An 11,908-nucleotide genomic window follows, 5' to 3' on the forward strand; every position below is an offset into this window, starting at 1 on the left:
AAAGAGGGATAGTTTCGGCATGTTCGGCTCTATCAACAGGTCGTCCAGAGGGCGTGGACTGAATACATAAAGTTCCAGTGTCCATTCACCGTCGCTGTCCTTCACCAGTTTCTCTTTGGTGGCTACGGGGAAGTTGATCTGTTCGTCGCGCAGGAAGAAGACCTCGTCGATATTGACTTCCGGCTTTTGGAAGGCTATTCCGGCATTCTTCAGGATAGCGCTCAATGTGTTGAACCCCTTCTCCGAGTTGGCAAATTCGGTTAATGTGTTCAGATAGAAAGTGGAAGCGTTCTGCTGGCATTTTACGAATACAGGAGTGGCGGCTGTACATTCGTATTCACTGCGGATCGTTCCGGCAGTCTTGATCTCTTCCGGGCGTTTGTTCCACTTTCTCCAGTCGGTCTTACAGGCGTTCAGCAAGACGTCGCCTTCTTCTACGAAAGCTCCTTTCATCGAGTAGCTGGAAGCGTTGGTCTTCTGAAGTTCGCAGAAGTAGAAGTCGGAATTATTGAGTCCGTGCATCCATGACTTTTGTACGGGTAGGAAAGAAGAACGCTGCAGATTATCCAAGGACACCGGAAGCGGAAGAATTTCATTGTATGCGGCTACCGTTTCCGGTGTGAGTCCCCATATCCATACATCCGCTCCTTTGGCGATTTGCTTTTGTATCTCATCCTTGGTAGAAGCATCCAACTTTTGGCTACCGTCTACGATATAGAGCAACAGGGAAGGAGTGTTTGCCTTCTTGGAGAATATGACTCCTTGCGCATCCATCAGCTGCTTTAATTTACTGTTCTGACTACCGATAAAGATGACTTCCTTATACTTTTTGGAAGGAGTTGTTGCTTTGCGATGGTCGTACTGTTGTTTGTCGATTACAGCATAAGGAGACCAGGCCGGTTTGCCCGGAGCATTGGCAGCGCGTAAGGCACTGTACATCGGCCATTCCTGATAGAGCGGCAAGGTCGGGTCATACCCGGGGTTGAACGTCGTGCAATAAGGGCCTACACGTTCGGGCTGTACGCCCGGAACTCCTTCTTTGTAATTACCGAAGAAGACTCCGTCAGCCTCAACGGTGGGAGCTTTGCTTTTGTCTTTCTTGCCGAGTGGAAGCGGTTTCAAGGCATACCATGCCATATTGAAGACTGTGCTGTAAGAGGCTCCCATCTGTCTTTGGTTGACGATGAGGTTGTAACATTCGTTAGCCAATCCTTCCATACGGCCTTCCTGTGATTCGTAAGCACGTTCTCCGTTATATTTGGCAACCTGTTCCGGGGTGCCGTAATAAGCCATACTGTGTTCGCCGATTCCCCAAGGTTTTCCGATTTCAATCCAGCGTTTCATGGAGTTGATGTCTCCGTAGTGTCCTACGGTTACGGGCAATATACCGTCACCGTCATCTTCTCCGTCTGCTGAAATCCACGGGCGGGTAGGGTCGTACTGATGTACAATGTCACGCCATTCTTCCCATGCCTTCTTTTGTACCGGCATCAGTTCGGGGCGATTGTAAACGTGCAGGATAACGGGTTTGTTTTCGTTGCTGATACTCCAGCCGAAAACAGACGCGTGATTTCTGTCGCGCAGGACAAAACGTTTCAGGTGTTCTTTGGATGCTTCCCAAAAGAGGTCGGAGTCCAGTTTCGGACCACCGTCGCTGGCCCAGTTGGCTGTTTCATTCAGCACGCAGATACCCATTTCATCGGCCATGTCGAGGTAGAAGCGGGGATAGACTTGCGCGTGCGGACGGACTGCGTTGGCATTCATCCCTTTAATGGCGGTGAACCAGGCCCACGCATAACGGCGGGTCATCTGCGGGATACCCATAAAATGCCAGGAGTCACCATGTAATGCGTAAGGTTCGCCGTTCAGATATTGAGTAGTACCCTGCAATGTCCATTCACGCCAGCCGAAACGTTCGTATTTGGTATCGACAGTCTGTTTCTGGTTATTGACGGAAAGTAACAGGGCATATAGGTTGGGATGCCCCGGAGTCCAGTATTTTAATATATCCTTGCCGACAGGTACTTGTAAGGTCACTTTCTGTGAAGCCTTGGCTGGCAGGGACACTTTCGTAGGAGCGACTTTCAATGCTTCATTACCAAGCGTCCAGTTCGGAACGGGAGCGGAGTTGACGTCCGTTCCTGCGCAGTTCACCCATTCGCGGATATTACCTTGCAGTTGTACGTCAGTCTTCTTCTCTGTCAGGTTCTGAAGAGTTACTTCTATTTCCAGTGTATTCTTTGATACCAGCGGTTTTACGTATACGTCTTCCAGATGGATTTTTGGCAAGGCCAACAGGTATACATCCTGCCAGATACCGTTGATCTGATACCCCCACATCGAGCCGCCCGGAACAATGCGGCGTCCGATGGTCGCATTGTTTTCGAATAACGACTGGCTTCGTACGCCTACCAGTATCTCTATGTTTTCGCCGGCAGTCACTTTATCGGTGATGTCAAAGCTGAACGGTAAGAACAAATCGAAGTTCTCGCCTACCTTTTCTTTATTTATATAGACTTCGGAATATCCGGCTACGGCCTCAAAGTAAAGTTTGATTTGCTGCCCTGACCAGTCGGCAGGGATGGTGACATTCTTCTTCATCCATGCCATTTTCACTTGTTCCCATTCTTTAGGGTATGAAGGATAGTTGCGGTGGTCGGGACCTTCTAGGTCACGGTAAGCAAAAGCATTGATATTCCACGGTGAAGGGATTTTGATACGAGTTTTGCTCCATTCGCTGTCGTTTTCCGGCAATGGAAGTTCGGGAGCGATACCTTTTCCCTGAACGTATTCTTTCGGCAAGCGGACAGGCTGGAAATCCCAATAACCGTTGATGCAAATCTCTTGTCGATGTTCTTTTTCTGTTTGGTTCACCAGACCTTCGCTGGGGGCAAAGGTGTAGGGATAGACCAGTTTCTGGTCATTAGCCACTGTTTGTGTCTGCGCGTTTACCTTTGTAGATTGCAAGGTAAAGCTGGTCAGCAGACCGCATAGTAAAATTAAACTTCTCTTCATATTCATAATTTAATGAGTTTTCCGGTATTATCAAGGGCAAAGTAAAGGTCGAACCATTAAAAAGAGAGGATAAAGCAAATTAATTCTTCATTAAAATGGAATTAATTGTATCATAAAATGTTTTTTTCTCTCCGGAAAGGGTGAAAATGGTCCGGTTACTTGCTTTTTATCCGAATGTAACTCACTTGGGCTTTTCGTATTGTTCTACCGCCCTCCTTAATTTCTTTTCTATTAGCTCCACCAGTGTCTGCGGATAAAGAACTTGTATTCCGTTGGCATATCCGAAGAATACCCGTTCCAGTTCATGGTTGATGACTACTTCTATTTCAAGAATCACACTTCCGTCTTCCAATGTTTCTATGGTTCGTTGGCTGTGGTGTATCGGTTTGGTCAGGATGTAGGGGGCTTCGTTGGCGGCTACTTTAAAACCGACCTTCTCGGCTTTGCTTCCGGAGTTTTTGGTCACCCCTACCAAGTCGTCAAAGAATGTGTTCGGGTCGAAGAATGTATTCTTTATAAAGGGTTCCCGCGATAACACCTCTAATGAATGGATTCTGTCCAGAGCCAGATTCTGCAATATCCGTCCGCTTTTTCTGACTCCAAATACGAACCAACGGTTGCGATATTCCTTTAATAGATAAGGATAGAAGATGAAGCTGTTTGCCGAACGGGCCTTGAACGAACGGTATTTAAGTTGCAGGGGATGTTCGTTGACGATGGCATGGTAAATGGTATCCAGATAATCCAGCCCTTTCAGAGATTCGTTCTTTTCGAAGTCGATGACCGGAGTCGTCTTCATTCGGGCGGAGGCTATGTGATCTTCCAGTCGGTTCACAATCTCACTCATCTCTGTAAAATAGGAGAAACCCTTGAACTGCCGCAGAACTTCCACGGCTTCCGACATCGTTTTCAGGTCCTGTTCGTTCAGCGGGGTCTGTGTGATACTGTATTCCGGGTCTTCGTACTTGTAATATTTGTTTTCGTATACTACAATCGGTGCGTTATAACCCAGCTTCTCGCTGCGCATCATCTGTATATCCATTTGTACGGCACGTTTGCTGATTCCCTTGTCGATTCCTTCATATTCGTAAAGGGCATCCGAGCAGGCATCTACCAAGTCTTCCAGTGTCCAGCGACGATAAGGATTACGCAGACAGTTATCAATCGTTTTATAACGAATCAAGGCATTTCTATTGACCGGCATAGGCGGAAGTATAAAGATTTTCTCCAAAAGTAGAAAAATAATTTGAGGTACGCAAAAAGGCTGCGCACCCACCCCCGTATCTTTGCAAAAGAAAACAAATAAAGAGTATAAATGATGAAGTTTAACTGGATAAATAAAGGAATGAATAAAGTGCTGAACAAAGAATCGGCATCGGCTTACCGGCTGACACCCGAATGGGAATTGTACACATCCGTGGTAACTACTTCATTGAACAACAGTTTCTATGAGCAGGCGGAAGAGAGAATAGAAAGGGTCCGTACGCTCATCGGAAAATGTAACCCTTTGTTTGTGGCGCAACTGGCGGCGTACGCAAGGGAAACGATGAACCTGCGTTCCATCCCTTTGGTGATGGCGGTAGAACTGGCGCGTATCCACCAGGGCGACAATCTGGTGAAGCGGGTAACTGCCCGTACCGTTCGGCGTGCCGATGAAATCACCGAACTGCTGGCCTGTTATCAGCAGGCAAACCGGCGGACGGGGACAAAGAAACTGAACCGTCTTTCCAAACAGTTGCAGGCAGGTCTACAGGATGCATTCAATACATTCGATGCGTACCAGTTTGCCAAATATAACCGTTCGGCAGAAGTTTGTCTGAAAGATGCCTTGTTTCTTGTGCACCCGAAAGCGAAAGATGAACGGCAACAGGAAATTTTCAATGGAATAGTCAATGATAATCTTCCGGTTCCCTATACTTGGGAGACAGAATTGTCAGCTTTAGGTCAGTGTATCTTTGCTACGGAAGAAGAACGGCGAAAAGCTTTCCGTGCCAAATGGGAAGAATTGATAGACAGTGGTAAACTAGGATACATGGCTTTGCTGCGCAATCTGAGGAATATACTGGAAGCGGAAGTTTCTGCAGACCATATTCTGACAGTAGGGAAGAGGCTGTCTTCCGAAAAGGCGGTTGAAAACTCCAGGCAGTTGCCTTTCCGCTTTTTGGCTGCTTACCGTGAGTTGTCGAAGACTCCTTCGCTCTATGCTACGATGTTGATGACGGCTTTGGAACGTGCCGTGCAGGTGTCTGCCCGCAATATTACCGGATTTGATGAATCTACCCGTGTGCTGATAGCCTGTGACGTATCCGGTTCCATGCAGTGTCCGGTTTCGGCAAAGAGTAAAGTATTGTACTACGACATCGGTTTGCTGCTGGGAATGTTGTTGAAGTCACGTTGCAAGCAGGTGATGACGGGTATCTTTGGCGATAGATGGAAGATTATCAATCTGCCCGATACGGGTATCTTGTCCAATGTCGATGCTTTCTATAAAAGGGAAGGTGAAGTGGGATACTCTACAAACGGGTATTTGGTTATCAAAGACCTAATAGACCGAAAGGCGCAGATGGATAAGATAATGATGTTCACTGACTGTCAGTTGTGGAATAGCCATAGTGACTTGCAGATAACGGATTTGTGGAGGAAGTACAAGAAAATTTGTCCGGCAGCCAAGTTGTATCTGTTTGACTTAAGCGGATATGGCAACACTCCGCTGGATATCACTCGTGACGATGTATTTTTAATAGCGGGATGGTCGGATAAGATATTTGATATTTTGTCTGCAATCGACAAGGGAAATGATGCGTTGCAGGAGATAAAAAAGATAGTGGTATAACCGGAGTTCTCAGGATTCCGGTTTACGAAAGAAACAAGTGTCGTAGAGAAGAGTTACTTCGTTTGGGACGACCATAGGTCGCGGGTTCGACTCCCGCTGCTCTCCTTATTCTTTGAGGAAAAGCATAGCTCAGTTGGATAGAGCAGGTTATAGTCTCTTTTCGTTTGTTACCTTGTTTTTACTTTGACATAAGCAGAATGTCGTAGAGAAGAGTTACTTCGTCTCATTTTAGGGGAGGAATAGTGAAGTTGTAAAATCAGCAAGACTATCCGGTTCGACTCCGGCATTGACGTGCCCCATTTCTCTTTTCGCCTGTTACTTCTGCTTTTCTATATGCCTGTAGCTCCCTTTTTTCAATGATGTATCAAAAGTGTTACTCTTTGAAACAAAGTTTATAGACGAAGGTGAAGATAGCCCCTATCTTTGCCTTCGTCTATTTTTGACTAACACTCGTATAACTCTGAATATCCTGTTACCATGAAAACAACTCCTTGGATAAAACAATGTAAAGGTGCCACACTCGCACTGGCTGTTTCCTTTGGACTGACCTGTTGCCAGTCAACCGGAAGCACATTCACCCTTGAACAGAAAGGTGATAGCCTGACAATTGTCCACATCGTTCATCCTACCCATTATATATTACTCCCCATCGAGGAAGAAGCCGATGAAAGTCAGGTGCGGCTCGATACGGGGAATGCAACGGATACCGATATGGATATCCGTCTGGCACAGACAAAGGTCGATTATTTTGTTCCCTTTGCCTTGCCGGCTGATACAAAGGCAGCCACTTTGCGCATTCAAAGGAAATCGAAAGACGCCCTCTGCTGGGAAGAAATCAGATTATCCGATACGTTTGATACTGCCAATACGGATAAATTCCGTCCTGTCTACCATCATACTCCCCTTTATGGCTGGATGAATGATGCAAACGGATTGGTATATAAAGATGGAGAGTATCATTTGTATTATCAGCATAACCCTTATGGCTCCAAATGGGGAAATATGCATTGGGGACATTCAGTCAGCAAGGACCTGATGCATTGGGAACATCTGGCGCCTGCCATTGCTCGTGATACATTAGGGCATATCTTTTCCGGCAGTTCTATTGTCGATCAGGAGAATGTGGCGGGCTACGGAGCAGGTTCCATCCTCGCTTACTATACTTCTGCCAGCGATAAGAACGGACAGATTCAGTGTCTGGCTTATAGCAAAGACAACGGACGGACATTTACTAAATACGAAAAGAATCCTGTCCTGCGTCCTTCCGATGGTCTGAAAGATTTCCGTGACCCGAAAGTCTTCTGGTATGCACCGGAGAGTAAATGGGTGATGATTGTCTCTGCCGATAAGGAAATGCGTTTCTATGACTCCCATAATCTGAAAGACTGGAACTACCTGAGTAGCTTTGGCGAAGGATACGGTGTGCAACCCTGTCAGTTTGAATGTCCGGATATGGTGGAACTTCCTGTAGACGGCGATATCAACCATAAGAAATGGGCATTGATTGTCAATGTAAATCCGGGATGTTACTTCGGAGGGAGTGCTACTGAATATTTTATCGGTGACTTTGACGGTACAAAATTTATTTGTGACAATCAGCCGAATGTCACGAAATGGCTGGACTGGGGAAAAGATCACTATGCTACCGTCTGTTTCTCAAATACGGGAAACCGTGTGGTGGCAGTGCCTTGGATGAGCAACTGGCAGTATTGCAATATCGTTCCGACCCGGCAGTTCCGTAGTGCCAATGCACTGCCCCGTGAATTGGGACTCTATACACAGGACAATGATATTTATCTTTCCGCCGCACCGGTAGCGGAAACTAAGAACTTACGAAAAGAAAGCAAGGATATTCCGTCTTTCACGGTAGACAAGGATTATCACATCGAATCTTTATTGACTGATAATGAAGGAGCTTATGAACTTTCTCTGAACATCAAAACTGGAAAGGCGGAAATTATGGGATTCAGTCTTTTCAATGACAAGGGAGAGAAGGTGGATATTTACCTTAATCTTCCGGAAAAGAAACTGGTGATGGACCGTACGAAAAGCGGCATCGTAGATTTCGGGAAAAACAGCTCTCCGCACGAGATCGAGGCGCACGATCGACGGAAGACGACTTCTATCAATTATATAGATGATTTCGCATTGGCTACATGGGCGCCTATCCAAAAGGAAGATGAATACAAACTGGATGTCTTTGTTGATAAGTGTTCGGTAGAAATATTTCTGGATGGTGGGAAGATAGCGATGACTAATCTGATTTTCCCTACAGAGCCGTACAATCGTATGTGTTTTTACAGTAAGGGCGGTACATTCGCAGTCGATTCATTCAGTGTGCATAGGTTAGGTTTATAAAAGGATAGATTTGTTTTTCAGTAGGTATTTATCAAGAATATAGTCAAGTGTTTATCACTTGTATCATCTGTATTTCATAGATTGGATTTATGAGTTAGTTTTAAGTTAGGTTTTGTAGATTAGGTGTTTGACAGCTGCCGTCCGTGAGGTCCGGCAGCTGTTCTGTGTTTAATCTATTCGCAGAATAGGTTGTCATTACTTATTCATTGATCTCAATCGTATACCCTCCTTTGAAAGTTTCTTTCGGTTGCAGGTGTTGCATCCAGCCTTTGTCTTTGTATTCACCTGTGTAATGTGCGCGGTCGCAGCGGCCGTACCACGGTTCAATGCAGACAAAAGGGGCATTCTTTGCAGGCGGAGACCATAGACCGACTACGGGAGCATGAAAGTGCAGGCTTAAATAAGCTTTCTTTTCCTTGGTATAAAGGGTTACTTTATGGATTTGCTCATTCTCTATTATCAAAGCATCTTTATCGAAAGTATGTGTATCCAATGGCAATAACCCGTCTGTAAGTTCCAGAGAATATTCAGTGGAAGGATCTGCACATCCTTTTTCTGAAATGAGGATATACTTCAACCCTTCTTCCTTGTCAAAACCGAAGAAACCACGATTCGGTGTATCTGCATTAAAATCCGGCCAATAGAATGCAGGATGCGCACCGATTTGAAAATACATTTCTTTTTCTCCGGTATTCTTAACTTCCCATATAACCTCGATCTGCTTACCCTGAATACGATAACCTATTTCCAGACAAAACGGGAAAGGAAATTTCCGTAATGTCTCTTCATTACTGACAAGGCGGTATCGTACTTCGTCTTCTTTCTCTGAAACAAGAGTAAATTCCATATCGCGGGCAAAGCCGTGTTGACTCAATGTATAAGCGATACCTTCATTACGATACTGTTTTTCCCACACACTTCCTACAATCGGGAAAAGTACAGGAGAGTGGCGTTTCCAAAAAGCAGGGTCGGCTTGCCACAGATACTCTTTCCCATTGGCGAAGATACTGCAAAGTTCGGCTCCATGCGGAGATACCTGAATAGTAAGTTGTTCGTTGGAGATTGTTTTCATATCATTCAGTTTTCTGTTGGTTACTTTGAGTGATTATATGCTTGTTATATGAATAATATCCCTTTTTACAAGGACTTAAATTACTATACAAAGGTAGTATTTTCTATGATTGAGAGAGAATATAATCCCGACTTTCTTATGATGGAGAATTATTCTTATAAAACCCTATAAAATAGCGTTCTATGCAACATTTCTTACAGCATTTGAAACATTTTTTTCAGTCGGTTGACTTAAATCAACCGTAATTTGCATCATCGAAAAGAGAAAATTCGTACTTTTAAATTAATAACATTAAACTAATGCCTGGTATCATGAAGAACAAAAAACTTCTTTGCAGCGTTTGTTTCCTGTTTGCTTTCATGTCGGCCCTGTGGGGGCAAAACATTACGGTAAAGGGAAACGTTACTTCTAAAACGGATGGGCAACCGATTATCGGTGCTTCTGTCGTTGAAACTACAGCTACAACCAACGGAACAATTACAGACTTCGATGGTAATTTCACTCTTTCAGTTCCGGTCAACTCTACTTTAAAGATTACGTATATTGGTTATAAACCGGTGACCGTAAAAGCGGCTGCTATCGTTAATGTACTACTGGAAGAAGATACCCAGATGGTAGATGAAGTTGTCGTAACAGGTTATACTACACAGCGTAAAGCCGACCTGACAGGTGCTGTTTCTGTAGTAAAAGTAGACGAAATCCAGAAGCAAGGTGAAAACAATCCGGTGAAAGCCCTTCAGGGACGTGTCCCCGGAATGAACATCACCGCCGATGGTAATCCGAGTGGATCGGCTACCGTACGTATCCGCGGTATCGGTACGCTGAACAATAACGACCCGCTTTATATAATCGACGGTGTTCCTACCAAAGCCGGTATGCACGAACTGAATGGTAATGATATTGAATCCATTCAGGTTTTGAAAGATGCCGCATCCGCTTCTATCTACGGTTCGCGTGCAGCGAACGGCGTGATCATCATTACTACCAAACAAGGAAAGAAAGGACAGATCAAAATCAATTTCGACGCTTCTGTTTCCGCCTCCATGTATCAGAGTAAAATGAACGTACTGAACACTGAGCAATACGGACGAGCTATGTGGCAAGCCTACGTGAACGACGGTGAAAATCCGAACGGTAATGCTTTGGGATATGCTTACAATTGGGGATATAATGCCGACGGCAATCCGGTATTATACGGAATGACTCTTTCCAAATACCTGGATTCAAAGAATACAATGCCTGTGGCGGACACAGACTGGTTTGATGAGATCACTCGTACTGGTGTTATTCAGCAATACAATCTTTCCGTCAGCAACGGTTCGGAGAAAGGTTCTTCTTTCTTTTCTCTGGGGTATTACAAGAATCTGGGTGTTATCAAAGACACGGACTTCGACCGTTTCTCGGCTCGTATGAACAGCGATTATAAGTTGATTGATGATATCCTGACCATCGGTCAGCATTTTACATTAAATCGCACGTCGGAAGTGCAGGCTCCGGGTGGAATTATTGAAACCGCACTGGACATTCCTTCCGCTATTCCCGTATATGCTTCGGATGGTTCATGGGGCGGACCGGTAGGCGGATGGCCCGACCGTCGTAACCCTCGTGCCGTACTTGAATACAATAAAGACAACCGATACACTTACTGGCGTATGTTCGGTGATGCCTATGTCAATCTGACTCCTTTCAAGGGATTCAATCTACGTTCCACTTTCGGTCTGGACTATGCCAACAAGCAGGCACGTTATTTCACTTATCCTTATCAGGAAGGAACGCAGACAAATAATGGCAAGAGCGCAGTGGAAGCCAAGCAGGAACACTGGACGAAATGGATGTGGAACGCCATTGCTACCTACCAACTGGAAGTAGGCAAACATCGTGGAGATGTAATGATAGGTATGGAGTTGAACCGTGAAGACGACAGCCATTTCTCCGGATACAAAGAAGACTTCTCTATCCTTACCCCCGACTATATGTGGCCCGATGCAGGTAGTGGCACGGCACAGGCATACGGTGCCGGTGAGGGGTATTCACTCGTCTCTTTCTTCGGCAAAATGAACTATTCTTATGCCGATAGATATCTGCTTTCGTTAACTCTCCGTCGGGACGGTTCTTCCCGGTTCGGTAAAAACCACCGTTATGCCACTTTCCCTTCCGTATCTTTGGGATGGCGCATCACACAGGAGAACTTCATGAAAGAACTGACCTGGCTTGATGATCTGAAATTGCGTGCTTCGTGGGGACAGACCGGTAATCAGGAAATCTCCAACCTTGCCCGTTATACTATCTATGCACCTAACTATGGTACAACCGATTCTTTCGGCGGACAGAGCTACGGTACGGCATACGATATCACAGGTTCTAACGGTGGCGGTGTACTTCCTTCCGGTTTCAAACGCAACCAGATTGGTAACGACAATATCAAATGGGAAACAACGACACAGACCAATGTCGGTATCGACTTCAGCCTGTTCAAGCAATCACTGTACGGTTCACTGGAATACTACTACAAGAAAACAACAGACATCCTGACTGAAATGGCAGGAGTAGGAGTGCTGGGAGAAGGCGGCAGCCGTTGGATAAATTCGGGTGCAATGAAAAACCAGGGTTTTGAATTTAATCTGGGTTAT

General features: G+C 45.4%; 6 protein-coding genes. 3 read left to right on the forward strand and 3 right to left on the reverse strand.

Annotated elements, in window-relative coordinates; all coding sequences use genetic code 11:
- Nucleotides 1–3,015, reverse strand: a 3,015-nt coding sequence (locus tag HMPREF9007_RS03725) for a sugar-binding domain-containing protein (RefSeq protein WP_277754710.1), incomplete at its 3' end; no start/stop codon positions are given.
- Between the two features lie 181 nt (nucleotides 3,016–3,196).
- Nucleotides 3,197–4,219, reverse strand: a complete 1,023-nt coding sequence (locus HMPREF9007_RS03720) for a WYL domain-containing protein (protein ID WP_008763280.1) — start codon at nucleotides 4,217–4,219, stop codon at nucleotides 3,197–3,199.
- Nucleotides 4,220–4,330: 111 nt separating this feature from the next.
- On the opposite strand from HMPREF9007_RS03720, the gene HMPREF9007_RS03715 reads away from it, so the two are divergent.
- Together HMPREF9007_RS03715 and HMPREF9007_RS03710 are read left to right on the forward strand one after the other, a co-directional pair.
- The gene (locus HMPREF9007_RS03715; protein ID WP_008763281.1) at nucleotides 4,331–5,848 is read left to right on the forward strand and encodes a TROVE domain-containing protein; all 1,518 of its coding nucleotides are present in this window, start codon (nucleotides 4,331–4,333) and stop codon (nucleotides 5,846–5,848) included.
- Between the two features lie 477 nt (nucleotides 5,849–6,325).
- On the forward strand, nucleotides 6,326–8,206 hold the full coding sequence (locus HMPREF9007_RS03710) for a DUF4980 domain-containing protein (RefSeq protein ID WP_008763282.1): 1,881 nt from the start codon (nucleotides 6,326–6,328) through the stop codon (nucleotides 8,204–8,206).
- Nucleotides 8,207–8,405: 199 nt separating this feature from the next.
- Here HMPREF9007_RS03710 and HMPREF9007_RS03705 read toward each other — a convergent pair whose 3' ends face one another.
- Nucleotides 8,406–9,278, reverse strand: a complete 873-nt coding sequence (locus HMPREF9007_RS03705) for an aldose 1-epimerase family protein (protein WP_008763283.1) — start codon at nucleotides 9,276–9,278, stop codon at nucleotides 8,406–8,408.
- A 311-nt stretch (nucleotides 9,279–9,589) separates the two neighbouring features.
- Here HMPREF9007_RS03705 and HMPREF9007_RS03700 point away from each other — a divergent pair.
- Nucleotides 9,590–11,908: TonB-dependent receptor (locus HMPREF9007_RS03700; protein ID WP_277754711.1), on the forward strand; the 2,319-nt coding region annotated here is incomplete at its 3' end.

This window comes from Bacteroides sp. 1_1_14, from assembly GCF_000162515.1.
In the GTDB taxonomy this organism is placed as follows: domain Bacteria; phylum Bacteroidota; class Bacteroidia; order Bacteroidales; family Bacteroidaceae; genus Bacteroides; species Bacteroides thetaiotaomicron.